This is a genomic window from Duganella sp. CF517, assembly GCF_900110275.1.
In the GTDB taxonomy this organism is placed as follows: domain Bacteria; phylum Pseudomonadota; class Gammaproteobacteria; order Burkholderiales; family Burkholderiaceae_D; genus Rugamonas.
In genome coordinates this window covers 230,358-254,264 of record NZ_FODC01000006.1, presented here as the reverse complement: position 1 = coordinate 254,264, position 23,907 = coordinate 230,358, and the positions used below count along the sequence as shown (strand labels likewise).

Annotated in this window: 25 protein-coding genes and 1 tRNA gene; 19 read left to right on the top strand and 7 right to left on the bottom strand. The window is 66.6% G+C overall.

The window, feature by feature from the left end; translation table 11 throughout:
• Window positions 1–6: 6 nt before the first annotated feature.
• Window positions 7–1,275 (bottom strand): MFS transporter, encoded by a 1,269-nt coding sequence (locus BMX85_RS23295; protein ID WP_090324412.1) that lies wholly within the window; start codon window positions 1,273–1,275, stop codon window positions 7–9.
• A gap of 89 nt (window positions 1,276–1,364) precedes the next feature.
• On the opposite strand from BMX85_RS23295, the gene BMX85_RS23290 reads away from it, so the two are divergent.
• Window positions 1,365–1,604 (top strand): hypothetical protein, encoded by a 240-nt coding sequence (locus BMX85_RS23290; protein WP_090324409.1) that lies wholly within the window; start codon window positions 1,365–1,367, stop codon window positions 1,602–1,604.
• A gap of 75 nt (window positions 1,605–1,679) precedes the next feature.
• Here BMX85_RS23290 and BMX85_RS23285 read toward each other — a convergent pair whose 3' ends face one another.
• Window positions 1,680–2,420, bottom strand: coding sequence for a GntR family transcriptional regulator (locus BMX85_RS23285; RefSeq protein WP_090324407.1), 741 nt, complete (start codon window positions 2,418–2,420; stop codon window positions 1,680–1,682).
• A gap of 163 nt (window positions 2,421–2,583) precedes the next feature.
• Between BMX85_RS23285 and BMX85_RS23280 the strand changes: the two genes are divergently transcribed.
• From BMX85_RS23280 to BMX85_RS23230, 11 genes are read left to right on the top strand one after another with little or no spacing between them, the layout of a single operon-like run.
• Window positions 2,584–3,039, top strand: coding sequence for a YchJ family protein (locus BMX85_RS23280; protein ID WP_090324405.1), 456 nt, complete (start codon window positions 2,584–2,586; stop codon window positions 3,037–3,039).
• 45 nt (window positions 3,040–3,084) lie between these two features.
• Window positions 3,085–4,707, top strand: a complete 1,623-nt coding sequence (locus BMX85_RS23275; protein WP_090324402.1) for a carboxyl transferase domain-containing protein — start codon at window positions 3,085–3,087, stop codon at window positions 4,705–4,707.
• A gap of 8 nt (window positions 4,708–4,715) precedes the next feature.
• Window positions 4,716–5,666 (top strand): dienelactone hydrolase family protein, encoded by a 951-nt coding sequence (locus BMX85_RS23270; RefSeq protein ID WP_229210640.1) that lies wholly within the window; start codon window positions 4,716–4,718, stop codon window positions 5,664–5,666.
• 2 nt (window positions 5,667–5,668) lie between these two features.
• Window positions 5,669–6,457: an enoyl-CoA hydratase/isomerase family protein gene (locus tag BMX85_RS23265; RefSeq protein ID WP_090324400.1), complete on the top strand. Its 789-nt coding sequence runs from the start codon at window positions 5,669–5,671 to the stop codon at window positions 6,455–6,457.
• Between the two features lie 16 nt (window positions 6,458–6,473).
• Window positions 6,474–7,808, top strand: coding sequence for an adenosylmethionine--8-amino-7-oxononanoate transaminase (gene bioA, locus BMX85_RS23260; RefSeq protein ID WP_090324397.1), 1,335 nt, complete (start codon window positions 6,474–6,476; stop codon window positions 7,806–7,808).
• 2 nt (window positions 7,809–7,810) lie between these two features.
• Window positions 7,811–9,019, top strand: coding sequence for an 8-amino-7-oxononanoate synthase (bioF, locus tag BMX85_RS23255; protein ID WP_090324392.1), 1,209 nt, complete (start codon window positions 7,811–7,813; stop codon window positions 9,017–9,019).
• Window positions 9,016–9,834 carry a dethiobiotin synthase gene (gene bioD / locus BMX85_RS23250; RefSeq protein ID WP_090324389.1) on the top strand — a complete coding sequence of 273 codons (819 nt, stop codon included), beginning with the start codon at window positions 9,016–9,018 and terminating at the stop codon, window positions 9,832–9,834. Before bioF ends, bioD begins: the two co-directional genes overlap by 4 nt.
• Before the next feature lie 17 nt (window positions 9,835–9,851).
• Window positions 9,852–10,901: a biotin synthase BioB gene (bioB, locus tag BMX85_RS23245; protein WP_090324750.1), complete on the top strand. Its 1,050-nt coding sequence runs from the start codon at window positions 9,852–9,854 to the stop codon at window positions 10,899–10,901.
• Between the two features lie 52 nt (window positions 10,902–10,953).
• Window positions 10,954–12,993, top strand: coding sequence for an acetyl-CoA carboxylase biotin carboxylase subunit (locus BMX85_RS23240; protein WP_090324387.1), 2,040 nt, complete (start codon window positions 10,954–10,956; stop codon window positions 12,991–12,993).
• Between the two features lie 20 nt (window positions 12,994–13,013).
• The gene (locus tag BMX85_RS23235; RefSeq protein ID WP_090324384.1) at window positions 13,014–13,946 is read left to right on the top strand and encodes a 2-hydroxyacid dehydrogenase; all 933 of its coding nucleotides are present in this window, start codon (window positions 13,014–13,016) and stop codon (window positions 13,944–13,946) included.
• Between the two features lie 2 nt (window positions 13,947–13,948).
• Window positions 13,949–14,860, top strand: a complete 912-nt coding sequence (locus tag BMX85_RS23230) for a hydroxymethylglutaryl-CoA lyase (protein WP_090324382.1) — start codon at window positions 13,949–13,951, stop codon at window positions 14,858–14,860.
• 18 nt (window positions 14,861–14,878) lie between these two features.
• On the opposite strand, the gene BMX85_RS23225 is transcribed toward BMX85_RS23230, so the two are convergent.
• From BMX85_RS23225 to BMX85_RS23215, 3 genes are all read right to left on the bottom strand, one after another.
• Complete coding sequence (locus BMX85_RS23225) at window positions 14,879–15,613, bottom strand: LytR/AlgR family response regulator transcription factor (RefSeq protein ID WP_090324379.1); 735 nt, start codon at window positions 15,611–15,613, stop codon at window positions 14,879–14,881.
• Window positions 15,610–16,908, bottom strand: coding sequence for a sensor histidine kinase (locus BMX85_RS23220; protein ID WP_177196866.1), 1,299 nt, complete (start codon window positions 16,906–16,908; stop codon window positions 15,610–15,612). The genes BMX85_RS23225 and BMX85_RS23220 overlap by 4 nt, the downstream gene beginning before the upstream one ends.
• Window positions 16,909–17,061: 153 nt before the next feature.
• A tRNA-Pro gene (locus tag BMX85_RS23215) sits at window positions 17,062–17,138 on the bottom strand.
• A 123-nt stretch (window positions 17,139–17,261) separates the two neighbouring features.
• Between BMX85_RS23215 and BMX85_RS23210 the strand changes: the two genes are divergently transcribed.
• Window positions 17,262–17,912, top strand: a complete 651-nt coding sequence (locus BMX85_RS23210; RefSeq protein WP_090324374.1) for a hypothetical protein — start codon at window positions 17,262–17,264, stop codon at window positions 17,910–17,912.
• Here BMX85_RS23210 and rsmI read toward each other — a convergent pair whose 3' ends face one another.
• The gene (gene rsmI, locus BMX85_RS23205) at window positions 17,913–18,821 is read right to left on the bottom strand and encodes a 16S rRNA (cytidine(1402)-2'-O)-methyltransferase (protein ID WP_090324371.1); all 909 of its coding nucleotides are present in this window, start codon (window positions 18,819–18,821) and stop codon (window positions 17,913–17,915) included.
• A gap of 112 nt (window positions 18,822–18,933) precedes the next feature.
• Here rsmI and BMX85_RS23200 point away from each other — a divergent pair, with 112 nt between their 5' ends.
• The 6 genes from BMX85_RS23200 to cynS all read left to right on the top strand — a co-directional run bounded on the left by BMX85_RS23200 (window position 18,934) and on the right by cynS (window position 23,088).
• Window positions 18,934–20,226 carry a penicillin-binding protein activator gene (locus BMX85_RS23200; protein ID WP_090324369.1) on the top strand — a complete coding sequence of 431 codons (1,293 nt, stop codon included), beginning with the start codon at window positions 18,934–18,936 and terminating at the stop codon, window positions 20,224–20,226.
• A 7-nt stretch (window positions 20,227–20,233) separates the two neighbouring features.
• Window positions 20,234–20,596 (top strand): YraN family protein, encoded by a 363-nt coding sequence (locus tag BMX85_RS23195; RefSeq protein ID WP_090324366.1) that lies wholly within the window; start codon window positions 20,234–20,236, stop codon window positions 20,594–20,596.
• Window positions 20,597–20,653: 57 nt separating this feature from the next.
• A complete protein-coding gene (locus BMX85_RS23190) occupies window positions 20,654–21,250 on the top strand; it encodes a phosphoheptose isomerase (RefSeq protein ID WP_090324362.1) in 597 nt (198 codons plus the stop codon).
• Window positions 21,243–21,944 (top strand): BON domain-containing protein, encoded by a 702-nt coding sequence (locus BMX85_RS23185; protein WP_090324359.1) that lies wholly within the window; start codon window positions 21,243–21,245, stop codon window positions 21,942–21,944. The genes BMX85_RS23190 and BMX85_RS23185 overlap by 8 nt, the downstream gene beginning before the upstream one ends.
• A gap of 83 nt (window positions 21,945–22,027) precedes the next feature.
• Complete coding sequence (locus BMX85_RS23180) at window positions 22,028–22,573, top strand: peroxiredoxin family protein (protein WP_229210639.1); 546 nt, start codon at window positions 22,028–22,030, stop codon at window positions 22,571–22,573.
• 71 nt (window positions 22,574–22,644) lie between these two features.
• Window positions 22,645–23,088, top strand: coding sequence for a cyanase (cynS, locus tag BMX85_RS23175; RefSeq protein ID WP_090324354.1), 444 nt, complete (start codon window positions 22,645–22,647; stop codon window positions 23,086–23,088).
• Here the strand turns inward: cynS and BMX85_RS23170 are convergent, their stop codons facing one another.
• Window positions 23,089–23,907, bottom strand: a complete 819-nt coding sequence (locus BMX85_RS23170) for a DUF3034 family protein (protein ID WP_090324747.1) — start codon at window positions 23,905–23,907, stop codon at window positions 23,089–23,091.

Genomic DNA, 23,907 nt, shown 5'->3' with positions numbered 1-23,907 from the left:
GGACGTTTATTTCTTACCGAATTCAATCGGGATACGCACCCTGGCGGTCATGAAAAACGCCGGCAGGGTCGAAATACATGCCCAAATGAAGAACTGTTGATAACCCAGATGGTCCTGGATCCAGCCGCTGACCATTCCCGGCAGCATCATGCCCAGCGCCATGAAGCCGGTGCAGATCGCGTAATGGGCCGTCTTGTGCTCGCCGTCGGCCACCAGGATCATGTACAGCATGAAGGCGGCGAAGCCGAAGCCGTAGCCGAACTGTTCGACGGCCAGGCAGGCCGAAATCAGCACGATATCGGTCGGCAAGGCCGTCGCCAGGTAGACGAACACCAGGTCCGGCACGTGCATGATGAACACCATCGGCCACAGCGCGCGCTTGAGGCCGAAGCGCGAAATGACCACGCCGCCGGCCAGCCCGCCCAGCACCAGCGCGCACACGCCGATGGTGCCGTAGACCAGGCCGAACTGCGACGTCGTCAAGCCCAGCCCGCCCTGGTCGCGCGGGTCGAGCAGGAACGGCGCCGCCATTTTGAGCAGTTGCGCCTCGCCCAGGCGGTACAGCAGCAGGAAGCCGAGGATGGCGGCGATGCCCGGTTTCTGGAAAAAGCTGCGGAACGTGTTAAGGAAATCGGTCCACAGCGCGCCGCCGCCGGCGTGGCCGCGGTCCGAATCGGGACGCGGCAGCACGAAATGGTGGTAGGCGCACAGCAGCAGGAACAGCGCCGCCATCACGCCGAACACCACCGACCAGGCCCAGGCCGGGTCGCCGCTGGACTTGATCAACTCGCCGGCCATGTAGACGATGCCGCCCTGGCCGGCGATCATCGCCAGCTTGTAGAAGGCGCTACGCACGCCGACGAAGGCGGCCTGCTGGCCCTGGCTCGGCAAGCCCAGCATGTAATAACCGTCGGAGGCGATGTCGTGGGTCGCGGAGCTGAACGCCATCAGCCACAGCACGGCCAGGCTCATGGCGAAAAATTGCGGCAGGTGCAGCGTCAGCGCCACCGACGCCAGGCAGGCGCCCGTCAACAGTTGCAGCAGCACGATCCAGCGCCGCTTGGTGCCCACCAGCTCGACCAAGGGCGACCACAGCGGCTTGATCACCCACGGCAGGTACAGCCACGCGGTATAAAACGCCAGATCGGTATTGGAGATGCCCAGGTTTTTATACATCACCGTCGACAGCATCATCACCGCCACGTAGGGCACGGCCTGGCTGAACGAAATGCTGGGCACCCAGGTCCACGGGTTGCGTTGTTGCGCTGACTTCATACTTCCTTTCGCGGCGGCCGCTACTGTTATGCTCACGGCAGTTACCATACGCACACGACGACCATTACGCAACCGAACGCCGCCAAATCATGTACCTGCTGACTTTTTTGCTGATCCTGCTGTCCTACCCGATGATGTTTCTCATAATCACGGTCTACATCTTCGGACCGTTGACCATGTATCTGGGCTACCGGGCGTACTCCGGCGCGCTGAAGCAACATCCGCGCGCGGGCGTGGGCCGCAGGCTATGGGCCGCCCGCGCGCTGCTGGCGGCGGCCGCCTCGTTCGCGTTCCAGGTGTATTTGATCACCACCCAGTTCAAGGCCTGAACCGACACCGACGAAATCACCCGCACCACCGGGTACCGCGCGCGGCGCTGTCCAGCATCGAGGGCAGGGCGGGGGTCAGGTGGCGCGGCGCATCTCGGCGACGAAGTCGTAGTGGTCGCTATGACAATAGGAATGCGTCAACTCCATCGCCTCGCCCGATTCCAGATAGGCGATGCGGGTGATGTACAGCACCGCCTGCCCCTCGGGCACGCCCAGCTGGCGCGCCAGGTCGGCCGACGCGTTCATCGCGCGGATGTGCTGCAGCGCCCGCACCGGCGACTGGCCGATGCTGTCGAGATACTGGTACAGCGAGGCGCCGACCGCGTTCGGGTCGTTGAGCACCGTCTGCGGCAACACGCTGACCTCGTAGGCCATGACGACGTCGTCGGCCAGCCGCAGGCGCTCGAGCCGCGCCACCTTCGAATACGGCGACAGGCCCAGGCTCAGCTGCTCCTCGGGCGTGGGCGTGACGATCGCCCGCTTGAGCCAGCGCGAACCCGGCACGTGGCCGCGCTGCTGCAACTGCTCCGAAAAACTGGTCAGGTTCGACAGCGGCTGCTCGATGCGCGGCGCGATGTAGTTGCCCGAGCCGCGCCGGCGCACCACCAGGCCCTGGTCGACCAGCTGGTCGATGGCCTTGCGCGCGGTCACCCGCGAGACGTTGAGCAACTCCGACAGCGCCCGTTCGGACGGCAGCGCCTGGTCCACCTGATAGCGGCCGTTATGCACATCGTCGCTCAATTTCCGGGCAATCTGCATGTACAGCGGCGAACTGTCGTTGGCGTCCGCCTTGAATTCAAACCCACTCTGGCTCATTTGTTTCTCCTAACCCCCCTAGTGTAATAGCGATACGCCAGCCCGTGCGCCCGCACGGCCGCAAAACACTATATTTAGTGCGCCCGGCGAAACTTCGGACGCTGCGCGAGCGGCCCATTTGGCGGATAATGCTGGCTTGTCACACCAGCCCGTCCTGTCATCCATGTCCAACAAGTCCGCCGCGCCCGCCGGCTGCCCGTGCGGCGGCCCGTCCCTCGCGGCCTGCTGCGGCCCCTATATCGCGGGCGCCGCCATCCCGCCCACCGCCGAAACGCTGATGCGCTCGCGTTACACCGCCTATGGCCTGCGCGACGAGCGCTACCTGCTGGCCACGTGGCACGCCAGCACCCGGCCGGCCGAGCCGATCATCGGCGACGAAGAAAAATTGCAATGGCTGGGACTTGAGGTAAAATCCGCTTTACGTTTACGTCAACGTAAAGCAGAAGTTGCACCAGAGGCAAGCGCGCAGGCCGATCCGGACCGCGACACGGTCGAATTCGTCGCCCGGTTCAAGGTCAACGGCAAGGCGCAGCGCCTGCACGAGATCAGCAACTTCGTGCGCGAGCCGGCCGAGGGCGGCCCGCGCTGGTTCTACGTTGACGGTAGTTTTCCCGAATAATCATCACGACGCGTGCGAGACGACCACGCGCACAAAGGAAAAACAATGCCGCAGATCGAAAGCAAGCTCAATCCCCGCAGCGAGGACTTCAAGGCCAACGCCGCCGCCATGCGGGCCGTCGTCGACGACCTGCGCGCCAAGGTCGCGCAGATCGCGGCCGGCGGCGGCGAGGCGGCCTCGGCCAAGCACGTCGCCCGCGGCAAGCTGCTGCCGCGCGACCGCGTGCAAATGCTGCTCGATCCCGGCACGCCCTTCCTCGAACTGTCGCAGATGGCCGCCCACGGCATGTACCGGGACGCCAGCGGCGCCGACGCCGCGCCGGCGGCCGGCATCATCACCGGCATCGGCCGCGTGGCCGGCCAGGAGTGCGTCATCGTCTGCAACGACGCCACCGTCAAGGGCGGCACCTACTACCCGATGACGGTCAAGAAGCACCTGCGCGCGCAGGAGATCGCCGACCAGAACAACCTGCCGTGCATCTACCTGGTCGACTCGGGCGGCGCCAACCTGCCCAACCAGGACGACGTCTTCCCCGACCGCGACCACTTCGGCCGCATCTTCTACAACCAGGCCAACCTGTCGGCCAAGGGCATTCCGCAAATCGCCGTCGTCATGGGCTCGTGCACCGCCGGCGGCGCCTACGTGCCGGCCATGAGCGACGAATCGATCATCGTCAAGGACCAGGGCACGATCTTCCTCGGCGGCCCGCCGCTGGTCAAAGCGGCCACCGGCGAGGTGGTCACGGCCGAGGACCTGGGCGGCGGCGACGTCCACACCCGCCTGTCCGGCGTGGCCGACCACCTGGCGCAGAACGATTTGCACGCGCTGTCGCTGGCGCGCACCATCGTCTCGAATTTGAACCGCACCAAGCCGCAACAGGGTGCGTTGCGCGAGGCGGAGGAGCCGAAATACGCCGCCGAAGAACTGTACGGCGTGATCCCGGTCGACACCCGCAAGCCGTTCGACGTGCGCGAGGTCATCGCCCGCGTCGTCGACGGCAGCGAATTCGATGAATTCAAGGCGCGCTACGGCACCACGCTGATCTGCGGCTTCGCCCATATCTTCGGCATGAAGGTCGGCATCATCGCCAACAACGGCATCCTGTTCTCGGAATCGGCGCTGAAGGGCGCGCACTTCATCGAGCTGTGCGCGCAGCGCAAGATCCCGCTGGTGTTCCTGCAAAATATCACCGGCTTCATGGTCGGACGCAAATACGAGAACGAAGGCATCGCCCGCAACGGCGCCAAGATGGTCACCGCCGTCGCCACCGCCGCCGTGCCCAAGTTCACCGTCATCATCGGCGGCAGCTTCGGCGCCGGCAACTACGGCATGTGCGGCCGCGCCTTTTCCCCGCGCTTCATGTGGATGTGGCCCAACGCGCGCATCTCCGTCATGGGCGGCGACCAGGCCGCGTCGGTGCTGGCCACCGTCAAGCGCGACGGCATCGAGGGCAAGGGCGGCTCCTGGTCGGCCGACGAGGAAGCCGCGTTCAAGCAGCCGATCAAGGACCAGTACGAGCACCAGGGCCACCCGTACTACGCCACCGCGCGCCTGTGGGACGACGGCGTCATCGACCCGGCCGACACCCGCATGGTGCTGGGCCTGGGCCTGTCGGCCGCGCTCAACGCCGAAATCCCCGACACCAAATTCGGTGTCTTCAGGATGTAACGACGACCATGCGCGATCGACCGCAACCCCGTCACCGCTTGGCCGCGACGCTGTGCGCTAGGCTGTGCGCCACGCTGTGCGCCCTGGCGTGCGGCCGCGCCGGCGCGCAGGAACCGACGCAGGTGAAGATGCTGCAGCCGCTGACGGCGCCCGGCCAGTCGCTGCCGCTGGTCGAAAAACGCATGGGCGAACAGGTGGTCGACGTTCCCGCCACCATCGGCGGCGACCCGATCACGCTGCAAACGACGATCTTCAAACCACCGGGCAACGGCCCGTTCCCGGTGCTGTTCATGAACCACGGTAAATCGGGCGGCGCCGACGCCCACCAGCAGGAGCGCGCGCGCTACGTGGTGCTGTCGAAACAGTTCGTGCGGCGCGGCTACGCGGTCGTGATCCCGATGCGGCTCGGTTTCGCCGGCTCGGGCGGCATCTACGTCAACTCGCACTGCCGCGCCGAGAAGAACGGCGACGACCAGGCCAACTCGCTGTTCTTCGCCATGCAATACGTGATGAAGCAGCCATGGGCGGATCAAACCCGCGTGCTGCTGGCCGGCCAGTCGCACGGCGGCCTGACGGCCATCGCCGCTGGCAGCCACAATATCAGCGGCGTGCGCGGCGTGATCAACTTCGCCGGCGGCGTCAACAGCCGCTCCAAGTGCGACTGGCAGGGCGCGCTGGTCGACGCCTTCAAGGCCTACGGCGCGCGCAGCAAGGTGCCGACCCTGTGGTTCTACGGCGCCAACGACGCCCACTTCGGACCGAAGCTGGCCGAGGACCTGTACGCGGCCTACACCGGCGCCGGCGGCAAGGCGCAATTGGTCGCCTTCGGCCCGTTCAAGAAGGACGCGCACGCGATGGTGTTGAGCGCCGAGGGCGTGCCGATCTGGCTGCCGGAGACCGAGCGCTTTCTCAAATCCGTCGGCATGCCGACCGAAATCAAGTACGCAATCAAGGAGTAGGCATGGCTTTCAACACACTTAGCGTCGCACGCGAAGCAAAAACCGCCACCGTCACGCTGAACCGGCCGGACACGCGCAACGCCTTCAACGAAGAGACCATCGCCGAACTCACGCGCGCCTTCCGCGAGCTGGGCGCCGACGACGACCTGCGCGCCATCGTGCTGGCGGCGAACGGCCCGGCCTTCTGCGCCGGCGCCGATTTGAACTGGATGAAAAAAATGGCGGGCTATACGCACGCCGAAAACCACGCCGACGCGCTGCAACTGGCCGAGATGCTGCGCACGATCTACCTGTGTCCCAAGCCGGTGGTGGCCAAGGTGCAGGGCGATTGCTACGCCGGCGGCATGGGCCTGGTGGCCGCCTGCGATATCATCGTCGCGGTCGACGAGGCCAACTTCTGCCTGAGCGAAGTGAAACTGGGCCTGATCCCCGCGACCATTTCGCCGTACGTGATCAAGGCCATGGGCGAGAACGCGTCGCGTCGCTACTTCCTGACGGCCGAGCGCTTCCCGGCGCGCGAAGCGCTGCGCATCGGCTTCGCCCACGAGGTGGTGGCTTCCGACGCGCTCGACGCCAAGGTGGCGGAGATCGTCAAGGCGCTGGTCAACAACAGCCCGAACGCGGTGCGCCAGGCGAAAGCGCTGGTGCGCGACGTCGTCGGGCAAACCGTCGACGACGCGCTGCTGGCCGATACCGCCGAGCGCATCGCGCATATCCGCGCATCGGAGCAGGGCCGCGAAGGCGTGGCCTCGTTCCTGGAAAAGCGCAAGCCGAACTGGCTGACGCATTAAAGAAATCGGAGTTTCCTTGCAAGACAAAACACAAAGCGAATGGGTGGCGCGCAGCCTGCGCAGCGTATGGCACCCATGCACGCAGATGCAGCACCATGAAACCGTCCCCCTGATCCCGGTCAGCCGGGGCAAGGGCGCCTGGCTGTACGACCATGAAGGCCGCCGCTACCTGGACGCGATCAGCTCCTGGTGGGTCAACCTGTTCGGCCACGCCAACCCGCGCATCAACGCCGCGCTGAAGGACCAGCTGGACACGCTGGAACACGCCATGCTGGCCGGCTTCACGCACGAACCGGTGATCGAACTGTCGGAAAAACTGTCGGCGCTGACCGGCCATGCGCTGGGCCACAGCTTCTACGCCAGCGACGGCGCCTCGGCGGTGGAAATCGCGCTCAAAATGAGCTTCCACTCGTGGCGCAACAACGGCAAGGCCGGCAAGCAGGAATTCGTCTGCCTCAAGGGCAGCTACCACGGCGAGACCATCGGCGCGCTGGCCGTCACCGACGTAGCGCTGTTCAAGGACGCCTACGGGCCGCTGCTGCGCGCCTCGCAGACGGTGATGTCGCCGGACGCCCGCAACGCCGACGCCGCCGCCGGCGAAACCGCCGAAGACATGGCGCGCCGCGCCGCCGCCGACGTCGAACGCCTGTTCGTCGAAAAGGCCGACAAGATCGCCGCCATCATCATCGAACCGCTGGTGCAATGCGCCACCGGCATGGCGATGCACGAGCCGCTGTACCTCAAGCTGGTGCGCGAACTGTGCGACCGCCACCAGGTGCACCTGATCCTCGACGAAATCGCCGTCGGCTGCGGCCGCACCGGCACCTTCTTCGCCTGCGAGCAGGCCGCCGTCTGGCCCGACTTCCTGTGCCTGTCGAAGGGCATCAGCGGCGGCTACCTGCCGCTATCGCTGGTGATGACGCGCGACGACATCTACCAGGCCTTCTACAGCAGCGACGTCACACGCGGCTTCCTGCATTCGCACTCGTACACCGGCAACCCGCTGGCCTGCCGCGCCGCGCTGGCGACCTTGCAAATCTTCGAAGAGGACGATGTCCTCGAGGCCAACAAGGTCAAGGCCGCGCGCCTGACGGCGGCGCTGCAACCGCTGGCGCAGCACGCGAAGGTGCGCAATTTCCGCCAGCGCGGCATGATCTGGGCCTTCGACGCCATCGGCGCGACGCCGGACTTTTCGCGCCGCTTCTTCGCCACGGCGCTCGAGCATGAACTGCTGATGCGCCCGATCGGCGCCACCGTCTACATGATGCCGCCGTATATCCTCAGCGACGACGAAATCGACGGCCTGGCCGCCAACACGCTGGCCGTGTTCGACAAAACGATGGCGGGCTGACGATGGATCTGCTGAACACACTCACCGGCCAGCTGCGGGCGCTCGACGAGCAAAGCCTGATCCGCAAGCGCCGCACCGTCGACACGCCCTGCGGCGCCCGCGTCTCGGTCGACGGCCGCCAGTTGCTGGCGTTCTGCAGCAACGACTACCTGGGCCTGGCCAACCATCCCAAGCTCAAGCTCGCACTGCAGGAAGGCGCGGCGATCTACGGCGTCGGCAGCGGCGCCTCGCACATGATCAGCGGCCATGTGCGCGCCCACGCCATGCTGGAGGACCGCCTGGCCGAATTCGTCGGCGCCCACCTTGAATCGGCGCGCGCGCTGACCTTCTGCACCGGCTACATGGCCAACCTGGCCATCATCACCGGCCTGACCGCCGGCGACCGCGAGGCCGAGATCTTCTCCGAGTCGCTCAACCACGCCTCGCTGATCGACGGCGCCCGCCTGTCGCGCGCGAAAGTCACCGTCTACCCGCACGCCGACCTGGCGGCGCTGGGCGCCCTGCTCGCGGCCAGCAACGCCGCTACCAAGCTGGTAGTGACGGACAGCGTGTTCAGCATGGACGGCGACCTGGCGCCGCTGCCGGCGCTGCTGGCGCTGTGCGAACAACATGGCGCCTGGCTGGTGATCGACGACGCCCACGGCTTCGGCACCCTGGGCGACCACGGACGGGGCGCGCTGGAGCATTTCAAGCTGCGCTCGCCCTACCTGGTCTACATGGGCACCCTGGGCAAGGCGGCCGGCGTCGGCGGCGCCTTCGTCGCCGCCCACGAGACGGTGATCGAGACGCTGATCCAGAAGGCCCGGCCCTATATCTTCACCACCGCCACGCCGCCGGCGCTGGCGCACGCGCTGCTGACCAGCATCGACCTGATCGAGGGCCAGGAAGGCATAAAGCGGCGCGCGCACCTGGCCGCATTGGTGGCACAATTGGACGATGGGCAGGTTGGGCTCAAACTTCATCGCTGGCGGCGTTTGCCGTCGATGACGGCGATCCAACCTATCCTGATCGGCGATAATGCCGAAACCATGCGCGCCGGCGCGGCCCTGTACGAACAGGGGCTGTGGGTCGGCACTATCCGTCCGCCCACCGTCGCACCAGGCACCTCGCGCCTGCGGGTGACGCTGTCGGCGGCCCATAGCAGCATGGAAGTGGCGCAGCTAATCACCGCGCTGAATAACTTGGATGCCACCGGAAAGGACGTCAGATGAGTCTCGATGATCCCGTCATAGCAGTCGACATACCGTCCGACGCGCCAGCGGTCGAGGAAGTACTGGAGCAGGAGCCCGAGGTGCAACCGGCCGTGCTGGCCAATGGCCTGCCGCCGCGCTTTTGCTGCTTCGTCACCGGCACCGACACCGAAATCGGCAAGACCCTGGTCTCGTCGGCGATGCTGCACGCGCTGGTGAATGCCGGCGTGCGCGCCTGCGGCATGAAGCCGGTGGCCGCCGGCGCCCAGTTGCGCGACGGCGAGTGGCACAACGACGATTGCGACCAGCTGGCCGCCGCCGGCAACGTCCACCTGCTGCCGACCATCACCACGCCGTTCCTGCTCAAGGAGCCGGCCGCGCCGCACATCGCCGCCGCGCTCGAGGGCATCACCATTTCGGCGGTGCCGATCCTGGCCGCCTATGTCGAAATCAACGCCGCCTCCGACGCCGTGGTGGTCGAGGGCGTGGGCGGCTTCCGCGTGCCGCTCAACGACGAATTCGACACCGCCGACCTGGCCGAGCAGCTCGCGCTGCCGGTGGTGCTGGTGGTCGGCCTGCGGCTCGGCTGCATCAGCCACGCGCTGCTGACGGTCGAGGCGATCGAAGCGCGCGGCCTGACCGTGATCGGCTGGGTCGCCAACGAAACCCAGGCCGACATGGCCTTCGCCGACGAAAACGTCGCCGCGCTGGCGCAGCGCATCGACGCGCCGCTGCTGGGACGCATCCCGCGCCTGGAACACCCGAGCGCGGAGGCGGCCGCCGCCCATATCGATTTTACCGGGCTGCCCAACTGGCCAACCCGGAACAAACTTTGAACGAAGAAGGAAACACGATGTCCCTGACCACCCTCCAAGAACCTAAAACCGTCGCCCTGCACCGCCCGACCGCCGCCATCACCCTGCCGCCGGCGGCGACCTGGCCGCTGGAAGACGTGATGGCGCTGTTCGACCTGCCGTTCAACGATTTGATGTTCAAGGCCCAGCAAACGCACCGCCTCAACTTCCCGGACGGCGACGTCGAACTGGCCACGCTGTTGTCGATCAAGACCGGCGGCTGCGAGGAAGACTGCGGCTACTGCCCGCAGGCGGCGCGCTACGACACCGGCGTCGAAGCCAAGAAGATCCTCGACATCGACACGGTGCTCGACGCCGCCCGCCAGGCCAAGGACAACGGCGCCACCCGCTTCTGCATGGGCGCCGCCTGGCGCAGCCCGAAGGAGCGCGACATGGACAAGGTCGAGGAGATGGTGCGCGAAGTGAAGGCGCTCGGCCTGGAAACCTGCGCCACGCTGGGCATGCTGGAGGAAAGCCAGGCGCAGCGCCTGAAGGACGCCGGCCTCGATTACTACAACCACAACCTCGACACCGCGCCCGAGTTCTACGACAACGTCATCTCGACCCGCGAGTACCAGGACCGCCTGGACACGCTGGGCCGCATCCGCGAAGCGGGCCTGAAGGTCTGCTGCGGCGGCATCGTCGGCATGGGCGAGACGCGCCTGCAACGCGCCGGCCTGATCGCGCAACTGGCCAATCTGAACCCGTACCCGGAATCGGTGCCGGTCAACCACCTGGTGCAGGTCGAAGGCACGCCGCTGTACGGCATGGACCCGCTGGACCCGTTCGAATTCGTGCGCACCATCGCCGTCGCCCGCATCACGATGCCGAAGGCGCGCGTGCGCCTGTCGGCCGGCCGCCGCCAGATGGGCGAAGCGGTGCAAGCGATGTGCTTCATGGCCGGCGCCAACTCGATCTTCTACGGCGACAAGCTGCTGACGACCGAGAACCCGGAAGCGGAGGACGACCGCAACCTGCTGGCGAAACTGGGCCTCAAAACCCGTGGTGCCGTGCTGGAATCGGCGCCGAAGGAAAAGTGCGGCTGCTAATCGGTACAGGGTTGGCCGGGGGTTAAAAAACAAAGAATAGAGAGAGACAAAAATGTTCACCAAAATCCTGATCGCAAACCGTGGCGAGATCGCCTGCCGGGTCGCCGCCACCGCGCGCCGCCTGGGCATCAAGACCGTCGCCGTCTACTCGGAAGCCGACGCCGGCGCCAAACACGTCGCCGTCTGCGACGAAGCGGTGCTGATCGGCCCCGCCGCCGCCAAGGAAAGCTACCTGTGCGGCGACAAGATCATCGCCGTCGCCAGGGCCACCGGCGCCCAGGCGATCCACCCCGGCTACGGCTTCCTGTCCGAGAACGCCGGCTTCGCCGACGCCTGTGCCGAAGCGGGCCTGGTCTTCATCGGGCCGCCGGCGTCGGCGATGCGCGCGATGGGCTCCAAGTCCGCCGCCAAGTCGCTGATGGAAAAGGCCAACGTGCCGCTGGTGCCGGGCTACCACGGTGAACAGCAGGACGCCGATTTCCTGCACACGCAGGCCGACAAGATCGGCTACCCGGTGCTGCTCAAGGCCTCGGCCGGCGGCGGTGGCAAGGGCATGCGCGTGATCGAAAACTCGGCGCAGTTCAAGGACGCGCTGGCGTCGTGCAAGCGCGAGGCGATCAGCTCCTTCGGCGACGACAAGGTGCTGGCGGAAAAATACCTCCAGCGTCCGCGCCACATCGAAATCCAGGTGTTCGCCGACACCCTCGGCAATTGCATCTACCTGTTCGAGCGCGATTGCTCGGTTCAGCGCCGCCACCAGAAGGTGCTGGAGGAAGCGCCGGCGCCGAACATGACGGCCGAACGCCGCGCCGCCATGGGCGAGGCGGCGGTGGCCGCCGCCAAGGCGGTCGGCTACGTCGGCGCCGGCACGGTGGAATTCATCGCCAACCAGGACGGCTCGTTCTACTTCATGGAGATGAACACCCGCCTGCAGGTCGAGCATCCCGTCACCGAGATGATCACCGGGACCGACCTGGTGGAGTGGCAGCTGCGCGTGGCCGCCGGCGAGCCGCTGCCGAAACAGCAGCACGAGCTGGTCATCAACGGCCACGCCATCGAGGCGCGCATCTACGCCGAGAATCCGGAAAAGGGCTTCCTGCCGTCGATCGGCACCCTGCGCCACCTGGCCACGCCGGACGCCGTCTCGTTCGAGCTTGGCGGCGCGACCAATCTGCCGGCCGGCGTGCGCATCGATTCCGGCGTGCGCGCCGGCGACGCCATCTCGCCGTTCTACGACCCGATGATCGCCAAGTTGATCGTCTGGGGCGCGGACCGCAAACAGGCGCTGGCCCGGATGGCGCAGGCACTGTCCGAATACCAGGTGGTGGGACTGGCGACCAACATCGCCTTCCTCAAGCGGCTGGTCGAAGGCCGGGCCTTCGCCACCGCCGATCTGGACACGGGCCTGATCGAACGCAATCAGGACGCGCTGTTCCCGGCGCCGCAGGCCGCGCCGAAAGCCGCGCTGGCGCTGGCCGTGGTGTCGCTGATCGCCACCGAAAAACAGCGCGCCGCCGCGCAGTCGCGCGCCAACCCGGCCGACCCGTGGGGCCGGGCGCTGGGCTGGCGCATGAACCAGCCGTACGTGCGCGCGCTGTCGTTCGGCGACGAATTCGCCAGCGACGAGCCCTACACCGCCCACGTCAGCTACCGCGCCGACGGCTGGCTGTTCAGCGTGGGCGCGGGCGCCCAGCCCGAAGCCCTCGGCCTCACCGCCGAGGACGGGAATGGCTACAGCATCAAGCTGGGCGACCAGGCCGTGCACGGCGCGGTGCGCCGCGACGGCGACGTGCTGCATGTGTTCACCGGCGGCGCGCACTACCAGCTGACCTACAACGACCCGATGGCCCACGCCGGCGAGACGGAGGCCGAAGGCGGCCGCCTGACCGCGCCGATGCCGGGCAAGGTGGTCGCGGTGCTGGCCACCAAAGGCCAGGAAGTGAAGAAGGGGGACGCCCTCGTCATCATGGAAGCCATGAAAATGGAACACACCATCGCCGCGCCGCACGATGGCGTGGTCGACGACATCCTCTACGGCGTTGGCGACCAGGTGGCCGATGGCGCGCCGCTGCTGGCGTTCAAGACGGCGTAAAGAGAGATCAGGAGATCGTCATGCGCATTCTTTTACACCGGGCCGACGGCAAGACCGAGCCGTGGATCAAGGACTTCACCAAATTCCTGCCCGAGGCGGAATTCGAAATCTGGCACGCCGGCGAAACCAGCCAGCCTTGCGATTACGCGGTGGTGTGGTCGCCGCCCGAAGCGATGCTGCCGGAACTGGCGCAGGTCAAGGCGATCTTCAACACCGGCGCCGGCGTCGACGCGCTGCTGCGCTTCGGCGACGCCATTCCGCGCGACGTGCCGATCATCCGCCTCGGCGACGCCGGCATGGCGGTGCAGATGGCCGAATACGTCACCTACTCGGTGCTGCGCTACTTCCGCCGCTTCGACGAATACGAGGCGCAGGCACGCTCCGGCCTGTGGGCGCCGCTGCCGCAGCACGTCAAAAGCGATTTCCCTATCGGCGTGCTGGGCATGGGCGTGCTGGGCACGCGCGTGCTCGAGGCGCTGGCGCCGTTCGGCTTCCCGCTGCGCGGCTGGAGCCGCGGTGAAAAGCGCATTCCCGGCGTGCAGTGCTACCACGGCGGCGATGGACTGGACACCTTCCTGCGCGGCAGCCGGGTGCTGGTCTGCATGCTGCCGCTGACGCCGGAGACGTCCAACCTGGTCGACCGCACCAACATGGGCAAACTGCCGGCCGGCGCCTTCATCATCAACGTCGCGCGCGGCGCGCACCTGGCCGAACCGGACCTGCTGTCGCTGATCAAGTCCGGCCACATCGCCGCCGCCACGCTGGACGTGTTCCGCAACGAGCCGCTGCCGGCGCAGCACCCGTTCTGGCAGGAGCCGCGCATTACGATCACGCCGCATATTTCGGCGCTGACCCTGCGCCGCGAAAGCGTGCAGCAGATCGCCGAGAAAATCCGCAAGCTCGAAAAGGGCGAACCCGTCGCCGACATCGTCGACCGCAACCAAGGATATTGAAGATGAACAGTTTGCCAAGGCAGGTCAAGATCGTCGAAGTGGGGCCGCGCGACGGCCTGCAAAACGAAAAAGCCAGCGTGCCGGCCGCCGTCAAGATCGAACTGGTGGACCGCCTCACCAGCGCCGGCTTCCGGAACATCGAGGCGGCGTCCTTCGTCTCGCCGAAGTGGGTGCCGCAAATGGCCACCAGCGCCGAGGTCATGGCCGGCATCGCGCGCAAGAACGGCGTGATCTACTCCGCGCTCACGCCCAACATGCAGGGCCTGACGGCGGCGCTGGCCGCGCGCGCCGATGAAGTGGTGATCTTCGGCTCGGCGTCGGAGGCGTTCTCGCAAAAGAACATCAACTGTTCGATCGCCGAATCGATCGCCCGCTTCGAGGAAGTGGCCAAGACCGCCAAGGACAACGGCCTGCGCCTGCGCGGCAGCATCAGCTGCTCGTTCGGCTGCCCGTACCAGGGCGACGTGCCGCTCGACGCGGTGGCCGACGTGGTGGGCCGCATGCGCGACCTGGGCTGCGACGAGATCGACATCGCCGACACCATCGGCGTGGCCACGCCGCGCAAGACGCAGGCGGTGATGGAGCGCGCCATCCGCGAGTTCCGCGTCGACGCCCTGGCGGGACACTTCCACGACACCTACGGGCAGGCGCTGGCCAACATCTACGCCAGCCTGGAGGTGGGCATCTCGATCTACCACTCGTCGGTGTCGGGTCTGGGCGGCTGCCCGTACGCCAAGGGCGCGACCGGCAACGTCGCCACCGAGGACGTGCTGTACCTGATGCAGGGGCTGGGGATCGAGACCGGCATCGACCTCGATATCGTGGTCGACGCGGGCCAGTTCATCTCGCACTTCCTGGGCCGCAAAGGCGCCAGCCGCGCCGGCAACGCCATCGCCGCCAAACGCGCGAATTAAGACCCTCGATTAAGAACCTCACATCTGGCGAAATTGGCGCGTGAACGCCTCGCTCACGGCCAATTTCTCCACCCGTCCCTTCAACCGGATCTCCATCGCCGCGCCGTCGCGGTCGATGCGCTCGATCGCCTCCAGGTTGACGATCGCTCCGCGATGCACCTGCGCGAACTGCCCCGGGTCCAGCTGCTCGATCAGGCTTTTCAGCGGCACGCGTATCAGCGCGTCGCCGGTGGCGGTCACCACCCGCGTGTACTTGCCATCCGACGTGAAGAACTGCACATCCTTCACCATCACCAGCCGCACCGAACTGCCGGTCGACGCCTTGATCCACTTCAGGTAGACCGGCGCGGCGGCCTTGCCGAACACCCGCTCCCACACTTCGGGCGCGACCGTGCGGCTTTCACGGCTCTTCAACCGCTTGACCGTCTGCAGCAGGCGCGCGGCTGACAGGGGCTTGACCAGATAGTCTGCCGCGCCGGCGTCGAAGGCATTGAGCGCGTGTTCCGCGTACGCCGTCACAAACACGATCTGCGCCGCTTCCGGCACGTGCCGCGCCACCTCCAGCCCATTCAAGCCCGGGATCTGGATATCGAGGAAAACGATATCCGGCCGCAGCGTCTCCAGCATCGCCACCGCCTCGATGCCGTTTTCCGCCTGCCCGGCGATCTCCAGCTCGGGCCACAACAGCGCCAGCTGGTCCGCCAGCTCGGCGCGCAGCAGCGGCTCGTCCTCGACGATCAACGCCGTGGTCACGCTGCCTCCCGCGCGGCCAGCGGCACCGACAACGTGGCCTCGACGCCGCCGTCGGCCAGCGCCTCGACGGCCAACGACGCCCGCTCGCCGTACAGCAGCTGCAAACGCTCGTGGATGTTGGCCAAACCAAGGCCCTGGCCCGGCTGGTCGCTCAGGCCCGCGCCGTTGTCGCGCACCGTCAGCCGCAGCGCGGCGCCATCGACGGCGGCGCCGATCAGCAGCTCGCCCGGGCGTGTCGCGCTTTCCAGCCCGTGCTTGATCGCGTTCTCCACCAGCGAAATCAGCATCGCCGGCGGAAACGGCAATGCGCGCACCGCGTCATCGGCGTCGATGCGGAAGCGCAGCCGCTCGCCCATCCGTATCTGCATGATGGAGAGGTAATCGCCTGCCAGCGCCAGCTCGCGCTCCACGGTGGACGACACGGAACGCATGTCCGGCAGCGCGTTTTGCAGATAGCCGACCAAGTGATCGAGCATCGACTGCGCGGTGTCGCCGTCGGTGCGGATCAGGTACTTCAGGTTGGCCAGCGTATTAAAGAGAAAATGCGGCTCCACCTGCGCCTGCAGCGCGGTAAGCTTGGCGTGCAGCGCGGCGCGCTCCAATTCGTGCTCGCGCCGTGCCAGTTGCAAGGTGTGGTGGCGGCGCTTGACCTCCACATGCAGATGATAAGCCACCGTTTGCACCGCGCCCCATGGCTCGCCCCTCTGCACCTGGAAGAACTCCAGGCCGAAGCGGCGCCGGACCTCGATTTGCGTCGGCTCCCCCGGCGCGCCGGTCACCAGCACTTCCATGCGCCGCCACAGCCAGAATGAGCGTGGTGGCGAGATCCGGATCCTGCCCTTGAACTGCTGGTGCGAAAACGACGCCGGTCCCGGATAGCCCAGCGCCAGGCCGAGCGTCAAGCCGGACAGGGTTTCGGCGCACAGATCGAAGGTGCTGAGCGTATCGAGCGGCGAGCCGACCGTCATGCGCGGCTGCGAGGAGATCATCTCCGGCGTCAGCGCCGTGCCGGCCTCGCGCAGCTTGCCGAGGTAACCGCACGCCATGGCGACGAGCACCGGGAACATGAGGATGAAATCGATCAGGGGCAGGAGGTAGAACCAGTTGACGCCGTCCGCGACGTAGCCCCGCGACCACCAGACATACGCGACGGGAAGCGACAGGCACAGGCCGCACACCAGCACGGCCGCCAGCGCGTGCCGCAGCAGCGTTTGCAGAAAATACCGGCGCACCAGCGACGCGTCGTGCTCGACGAGCGCAACCCTGGCGTTGAACGGCAATTTGAACGACATCATGGCGGCACCTCCGGTTTGAACTGAAGGCATTCTAGCGAGCGGCATCGCGTGCCCGGGGCACATGCGACCGGCGGCCGAATTTGCGGGATGAATCCGGTGTTTAAATGGAAAAACCCCCGTTTGACGTTGCCATCAAACGGGGGTTTTAGATTCTGGTCGGAGTACAAGGATTCGAACCTTGGACCCCCTGGTCCCAAACCAGGTGCGCTACCGGGCTGCGCTACACTCCGAAGAAGCAAGATAATACAAGCTGCCCCAGTATCCGTCAAGTGCCGCTATAGAAATCATTATGTACCACCGCCGATTTTTTTCAAGGTAAGATCCTGCGGTATGCATAACTTAACTAAAAAGCCATGAGCGCCACCTTCACCGTGGGCGGGCCCGCGCGACCGCGGCGGCCCGGCATGGCGTGGGGCGTCGCCGTTTCGGTGGTGTTGCATGCGCTGTTGATCTTCGGCTACCGGCTGACGGCGCCCCCGGCGCCGGCCGAACTGCCGCCGAAGGAAATGATGACGGTGTGGCTGGTGCCGCCGCGGAAGGCGCCGGCGCCGGCGCCGGTGCTCGCCAGGCTCGATCCGCCACCGGCCAAGCGAGTTCGGCCACGCGAACGCGCAAATATGGCCGAGGTGGCCCGGGCCGGCAAACCGGCCCCGGCGGACACGGCGGAAGACCGGACGGCGCAGGCGATCACCTTGCCGGCGCCGCCCAGCAATGCGCCCGATCCGCTCTATCCCGAGCAAACGCAGCAGCAGGCCAGGCAATTCGATATGGACGCGGCGTTGAAGACGGCGCGTAAAGTGGCCAATGAGAAAGATCCGGCGCGCGCGGGCTTGCCGGTCGCGCAGCTCGACGACCATCCGCTTTATCCGGAGCGCACGGCCACCGAGCTGGCCACCAAAATGGAAGGCGCCAAGCGTAAAAGTTGCCTCAACCAGCCCGGCGGCAACCTGCTGACGCCGCTATTTTGGTTGTTGGAGAAAAAGGATCACGGCTGCAAGCTTTGATCAGTCTTCTTCTTTGAGTTGCAGCGCGCGGTCGTACAGCGCGTTTTTCTTGCGGCCGGTGATCTGGGCGGCCAGGTTGGCGGCCTGCTTGACCGAGCATTCGGTCAGCAATATCTTCAAAATCCGCTCGGCCTCGACATCCTGCTCGTCCTCGGCCGCAGCCGAGCCGGCCAGCAGCACGACGAATTCGCCCTTTTCGCGGTGCGGGTCGGCCTTGATCCACGCCTCCGCCTCCGACAGCGGGCAACGGTGGATTTCCTCGAACATCTTGGTCAGCTCGCGCGCGAACACCACCTCGCGCTGCGGCTCGAACGCGGCCGCCAGCGCCACGGCGCAATCCAGGATCCGGTGCGGCGCCTCGTAGAACACCATCGTCGCCGTCACCGCGCGCAATGTGCCGAGGAAATTCTCGCGCTGCTTGGCCTTGGCCGGCAGGAAACCGACAAAATAAAACTGGTCGTTGACCAGTCCGCTGGCCGACAACGCCGTCACCGCCGCCGACGCCCCCGGCAACGGCAGCACCCGCAACCCGGCGGCCCGCACCGCGTCGACGATGCGCGCGCCCGGATCGGACACGCCCGGCGTGCCGGCGTCGGACACCAGCGCGATGCGCTCGCCGCCCCGCAGGCGCGCGATCAAGGTCTCGGCCACTTCGCGCTCGTTGTGCTGGTGCGCGGCGATCAACGGCTTGTGCAGCCCGAAACGGGTCATCAGCTGCGCCGTGTTGCGGGTATCCTCGCAGGCGACCGCGTCGACCAGGCTCAAAACGTGCAACGCGCGCAGCGTAATATCGGTCACATTGCCGATGGGGGTCGCCACGATATACAAGGTTGCGCTAGGATAGGCCTGGTGCGCCGTTTCACCCAGCACGGGTAGGGTGGAAATGGCGCGGGAATCTTGGTCGGTCATTGGGGGTCGAATGAAAAGTATGAGGTTGTCGCTGCGGAGTGCGGCTATTACGACGATTGCGGCGGTCACGGCGCTTGCCTTGAGTGGATGCGGCAGCACGCCGATCCCGCCCATGGCGCCCATTATAAGCGCAACCCCGCCGCCGCCCGCCGCGCCCCCACCGCTGCCCAAGCCGCCACCGGAGCCGGCGCCGCCGGCCGCCGAAACCTTCGCCATCGACCTGCCGGGCGGCGCCGCCCCGGGCGCGGCCGGCAACAGCGCCGGCGACCAGCCGCAGGGCCGCCCGGCCGACGAGCGCGCGCCGCCGTCCAACGCCCCGATCAACATGGCGCTGCTGCTGCCGCTGCGCTCCGAAACCCTGGGCGCGGCCGCCGAATCGTTGCGCGCCGGCTTCATGGCCGCGTGGGAACGCGACCGCGACAACATCACCGTCACCGTCATCGAGACCTCCGACGTGCCGCAGGACATCCTGTCGACCTACGCCAGCGCCACCGAGCGCGAAGACATCATCGTCGGCCCGCTGGCGCGTTCGGCCGTGGCGGCGATCGCCGCCAGTCCGCTGGTGAGCAAGCCGACCATTGCGCTGAACTATCCGGAAGGCTACGGCAGCGCCGGCGCCGCGCCGCTGCCGCCCAAAATGCTGGCCATGGGGCTGTCGATCGAGGAAGAGGCGCGCCAGGCCGCGCAGTGGGCCGCCGCCGAGCATCCGGGCGCCAGCGCGATGATATTGACCACCAGCTCGTCGTGGCAGCGCCGCATCGCCGCCGCCTTCGCCGGCCAGTGGCAGCGCATCGGCCAGCCGGTGCGCATGGTCGAGCTCAACGCGCCCAACGGCTACCTCAGCGATCCGGACCTGGTGCAATTGCGCGCGCGCCTGGCGCAGGATCCGCCCGGCCTGCTGTTCTCGGCGATGGGCGCCGACCAGACCCGCCAGCTGCGCGGCGCGCTGGGCGCCCCGGTGACGACCGAGCCGACCAATCCCACCATCAGCACCGCCGACGCCATGCCGGCCCAGCCGCCGGTGCAGCTGAGCTCGTTCAGCGCGCTGCCGGTCTACGGCACCTCGGCCTTGAATCCGGGCGCGACCATGGCCTTCGCCGGCCCCGAGCTCGACGGCGTGCGCCTGCTGGACCTGCCTTGGCAGGTGCAGCGCGACCACCCGGCCGTGATGGTCTACCCGCATCCGGTCCAGGCGGGCACGGCCGACATGGAACGCCTGTACGCGCTGGGCATCGACGCCTACCGCGTGGCGCGCGAGATCAGCCGCCGTCCGGCCGGCCGCTTCCACATCGACGGCGTCACCGGCCGCCTGACGGTCGACTTCGGCCAGGGCACGTCCAGCTTCGAGCGGATCGAACAGCCGGCCATCTACAAAAACGGCGCGCCGCAGGCCGTCGCGCGATGAGATCGCCATGCCGCCGCCTCGGCCACCCACCGAGCAGCAACGCCTGGGCCGTCTGGGCGAGGACCGGGCGCTCGCCCACCTGACCGGCCAGGGCCTGACCCTGGTCGAGCGCAATTTCCTGTGCAAGGTCGGCGAAATCGACCTGATCATGCAGCAGGGCGGCGGCCTGGTGTTCGTCGAGGTGCGGCGCCGCGCGGCGGCCGGCTTCGGCGGCGCGGCCGCCAGCGTCACCCCGGCCAAGCGCCGGCGGCTGATCAACGCCGCCCAGTATTACCTGCTGCGCCACCCCGATCCGCCCCCGTGCCGCTTCGATCTGGTCGCCATCGACGATGAAACGTTGTCGTGGATACAAAACATTCTCGAGTTGTAAGCATTTTTAACAGAGCTTGTCCGGCTCCCTGGGGGACTGCACTATAATCAGCACACTATGAATAATCAACGCATCCTGGCGCACTTCCACGAAAGTGCCGAAATCAAAATCCAATCCGCCACCGTCCTCGCGCCGCATCTGGCGCAGGCGATCGACCTGATGTTCTCGGCGCTGTCCAACGGCAACAAGATCCTGGTGTGCGGCAACGGCGGTTCGGCCGCCGACGCCCAGCACTTCGCGGCCGAGCTGGTGGGACGCTTCGAGCGCGAACGCTTCCCGCTGCCGGCGATGGCCTTGACCACCGACACCTCGATCCTGACGGCGGTGGCCAACGACTACAGCTACCGCGAGATCTTCTCCAAGCAGGTGCAGGCGTTCGGCCAGGCCGGCGACATCCTGCTGGCGTTCTCGACGTCGGGCAACTCGGCCAACGTGATGGCGGCCATCGAAGCGGCGCTCGAACGCGAAATGCGCGTGGTGGCGATGACCGGCAAGGGCGGCGGCGCCATCGGCAAGATGCTGACCGACGCCGACGTCCACATCTGCGTGCCGGCCGACCGCACCGCCCGTATCCAGGAAGTCCATCTGGTATCCATACATTGCATTTGCGACGGCATCGACGTCGCGCTATTCGGAGGAGATGTGAATGACTAACCCAGGTGCTATCTGGAACAAGATCCAGCGCCCGCTGGTGCTGAGCGTGCTGTGCGCCACGATGATGACCTCGCTGACCGGCTGCATCGCGCTGGTCGCCGGCGGCGCCATCAGCGGCACCCTGGCCGCGTCGGACCGCCGCACCTTCGGCGCCCAGACCGAGGACACCACGATCCAGATCAAGGCCGCCAACAAGCTGCGCAACGTCGTCGGCGACGCCGGCCACACCAACGTCAACAGCTTCAACCGCCGCGTGCTGCTGACCGGCGAAGTGCGCGACGAGACCATGAAGGCGGCCGCCGAGCGCGAAGTGCGCAGCGTCGAAGGCGTGATCTCGGTCACCAACGAGCTGGAAATCGCCGGCCCGGCCAGCTACACCTCGCGCTCCAACGACACGCTGATCACCACCAAGGTCAAGGCCAGCCTGGTCGACGCCAAGGACATTTCGGCCAACTCCTACCAGGTCACCACCGAACGCGGCACGGTCTACCTGCAGGGCCGCGTGACCCAGCGCGAAGGCCAGATCGGCGCCGACATCGCCCGTGGCGTGAGCGGCGTGAACAAGGTGGTCAAGGTGTTCGAGTACATTTCCGAGGAAGAGTACAAGCAGTACCAGGCCACGCCGGCGGCGGCCCCTGCGGCGGCGCCTGCCAACGCCGACAGCGGTGGCGCCACCACCCACTCGGTGCAGTAACGCGTCTGTAAAAAACGGCGCGCGGGCGTCGTCGGGGATACCGGTCTATAATGATCGCACCCTCTACGGCGCCCGACTCCATCATGCAAGATACGCTCACTTCCGCTGCTCCTTCCCCTACTTCGTCGTCGCGCGGCTGGATCAAGCCGGTGCTGGCGGCCGTGGTGATCGCCGCCATCGGTTTTGGCGGCTATGTCTCGCTCAACAAGCGCCCGGTCGCGCCGGATGTCGGTTTCGTCACCATCAAGGGCGAGAAGATCTCCCCCGACGCCTTGCGCGGCAAGGTCTACATGGTCAATTTCTGGGCGACGTCGTGCACCACGTGCGTGGCCGAAATGCCCCAAATGGTCGAGACCTACAACAAGTTCAAACCGCAGGGCATGGAATTCGTCGCCGTGGCGATGAGCTACGATCCCGCCAACTACGTCATCAACTACGCCGAAACGCGCCAGCTGCCGTTCAAGGTGGCGCTGGACACGGACGGCTCGACCGCCAAGGCCTACGGCGACGTCGCCATGACGCCGACCACCTTCGTCGTCGGCAAGGACGGCAAAATCCTCAAGCGCTATCTGGGCAAGCCGGATTTCGACGAGCTGCACAAGCTGCTGGCGACGTCGCTCAAGGGCTGAGAGCCCGCCCTCCGCCGGCGCTGGCACAGCGCTTGCATGCTCCAATGGCCATCCCAACCCAAGGAGCCGTCATGGACCGCCAACAAGTCACGCATAAAATCCTGTCCGTCAAAGTCGCCCGCAAACTGCTGTGGGGCGACATCGCCAAGGAGATCGGCCAGAGCAAGGAGTGGACCACCGCCGCGCTGCTCGGGCAGATGACGTTCAACCGCCAGCAGGCCGACACCGCGCAGCGGCTGTTCGACCTGACCGACGAGGAGGCGGCGTGGCTGCAGATCGTGCCGTACAAAGGCTCGCTGCCGTCGGCGGTGCCGACCGATCCGCTGATCTACCGCTGGTACGAGATCGTCAGCGTCTACGGCACCACCATCAAGGAATTGATCCACGAGGAGTTCGGCGACGGCATCATGAGCGCGATCGATTTTTCGATGGACATCCAGCGCGAGGAAGACCCGAAGGGCGACCGCGTGCAGGTGGTCTTGAGCGGCAAATTCCTGCCCTACAAATCGTATTGATCAGAACCCGGCCTGCACCGACACGTACACGCCATGCTGCTTCTTCGGATTGAAGATGGTGATGTCGCCCAGCTCCGCGTAGGCCGCCGTCACCGAAAAATGCTTGGTCGGGAACCAGGCCACGAAGGCGTCGTAATACGCCTTCTCGTCGTCGACGGTCAGGTTGCGCGGCTTGCGCCGGTACTCGGCGCCCACCGCCAGCTTGCGCGTGACCAGATACGCGGCCGAAAACTCCGGCATCAAGCGCCGGCTGTCGCGCAGGTCGCCGCCGAAGCCCAGCAAGCCCATTTGATTGGCGTTGGTCGACCTCAAGGTCGCGTTCAATAACAAGCTTTGCTCGAACAGGATCTTGGTGGCGGCGACGTAGTAGTCGTAGCCGTGATCGTCCTGCGCGCCAAGCTGCGTCACGTTGGTCACGCCCAGCGCGCCGAGGCCACCGATGCCCTTGTTCTTCTTGTACATCGCGCCGACGGCGATCTGCGGCAGCCAGCTATCCTGTTCGTAGACGGCGTCCCCCGCCACTTTCACTTTCAGGCCGACGATATCCTGCTTGATCGCCAGCTGGTCGAGCGGCGCCAGGCTGCCCTTGAATTCCTGGTTGGCCAGCGAGATCTCGACCCGGTCGGCGATCCCCACCGCCACGCCGTAGCTGGTCAACTTGTAGTCCTGGGTTTTGAGGTAGGTGTAGTGTGCGTTCGCGCCCCAGCTGTCGCGCGTGCCGTAGCCGGAGATCAGCGCCCACGGCACGATGCCGCCGCCGCCCGCGCCTTCGACCTGGCTGACGCCGCCGGTGGCGAGGAACTTGCCCATGTCCGGCAT

What these genes read in the sequence shown, in the direction of transcription:
- BMX85_RS23295 (WP_090324412.1), bottom strand. Translation starts at nt 1,275, where the DNA reads ATGAAGTCAGCGCAACAACGCAACCCGTGGACCTGGGTGCCCAGCATT.
- BMX85_RS23290 (WP_090324409.1), top strand. Translation starts at nt 1,365, where the DNA reads ATGTACCTGCTGACTTTTTTGCTGATCCTGCTGTCCTACCCGATGATG.
- BMX85_RS23285 (WP_090324407.1), bottom strand. Translation starts at nt 2,420, where the DNA reads ATGAGCCAGAGTGGGTTTGAATTCAAGGCGGACGCCAACGACAGTTCG.
- BMX85_RS23280 (WP_090324405.1), top strand. Translation starts at nt 2,584, where the DNA reads ATGTCCAACAAGTCCGCCGCGCCCGCCGGCTGCCCGTGCGGCGGCCCG.
- BMX85_RS23275 (WP_090324402.1), top strand. Translation starts at nt 3,085, where the DNA reads ATGCCGCAGATCGAAAGCAAGCTCAATCCCCGCAGCGAGGACTTCAAG.
- BMX85_RS23270 (WP_229210640.1), top strand. Translation starts at nt 4,716, where the DNA reads ATGCGCGATCGACCGCAACCCCGTCACCGCTTGGCCGCGACGCTGTGC.
- BMX85_RS23265 (WP_090324400.1), top strand. Translation starts at nt 5,669, where the DNA reads ATGGCTTTCAACACACTTAGCGTCGCACGCGAAGCAAAAACCGCCACC.
- bioF (WP_090324392.1), top strand. Translation starts at nt 7,811, where the DNA reads ATGGATCTGCTGAACACACTCACCGGCCAGCTGCGGGCGCTCGACGAG.
- bioD (WP_090324389.1), top strand. Translation starts at nt 9,016, where the DNA reads ATGAGTCTCGATGATCCCGTCATAGCAGTCGACATACCGTCCGACGCG.
- bioB (WP_090324750.1), top strand. Translation starts at nt 9,852, where the DNA reads ATGTCCCTGACCACCCTCCAAGAACCTAAAACCGTCGCCCTGCACCGC.
- BMX85_RS23240 (WP_090324387.1), top strand. Translation starts at nt 10,954, where the DNA reads ATGTTCACCAAAATCCTGATCGCAAACCGTGGCGAGATCGCCTGCCGG.
- BMX85_RS23235 (WP_090324384.1), top strand. Translation starts at nt 13,014, where the DNA reads ATGCGCATTCTTTTACACCGGGCCGACGGCAAGACCGAGCCGTGGATC.
- BMX85_RS23230 (WP_090324382.1), top strand. Translation starts at nt 13,949, where the DNA reads ATGAACAGTTTGCCAAGGCAGGTCAAGATCGTCGAAGTGGGGCCGCGC.
- BMX85_RS23220 (WP_177196866.1), bottom strand. Translation starts at nt 16,908, where the DNA reads ATGATGTCGTTCAAATTGCCGTTCAACGCCAGGGTTGCGCTCGTCGAG.
- BMX85_RS23210 (WP_090324374.1), top strand. Translation starts at nt 17,262, where the DNA reads ATGAGCGCCACCTTCACCGTGGGCGGGCCCGCGCGACCGCGGCGGCCC.
- rsmI (WP_090324371.1), bottom strand. Translation starts at nt 18,821, where the DNA reads ATGACCGACCAAGATTCCCGCGCCATTTCCACCCTACCCGTGCTGGGT.
- BMX85_RS23200 (WP_090324369.1), top strand. Translation starts at nt 18,934, where the DNA reads ATGGCGCCCATTATAAGCGCAACCCCGCCGCCGCCCGCCGCGCCCCCA.
- BMX85_RS23195 (WP_090324366.1), top strand. Translation starts at nt 20,234, where the DNA reads ATGCCGCCGCCTCGGCCACCCACCGAGCAGCAACGCCTGGGCCGTCTG.
- BMX85_RS23190 (WP_090324362.1), top strand. Translation starts at nt 20,654, where the DNA reads ATGAATAATCAACGCATCCTGGCGCACTTCCACGAAAGTGCCGAAATC.
- BMX85_RS23185 (WP_090324359.1), top strand. Translation starts at nt 21,243, where the DNA reads ATGACTAACCCAGGTGCTATCTGGAACAAGATCCAGCGCCCGCTGGTG.
- BMX85_RS23180 (WP_229210639.1), top strand. Translation starts at nt 22,028, where the DNA reads ATGCAAGATACGCTCACTTCCGCTGCTCCTTCCCCTACTTCGTCGTCG.
- cynS (WP_090324354.1), top strand. Translation starts at nt 22,645, where the DNA reads ATGGACCGCCAACAAGTCACGCATAAAATCCTGTCCGTCAAAGTCGCC.
- BMX85_RS23170 (WP_090324747.1), bottom strand. Translation starts at nt 23,907, where the DNA reads ATGCCGGACATGGGCAAGTTCCTCGCCACCGGCGGCGTCAGCCAGGTC.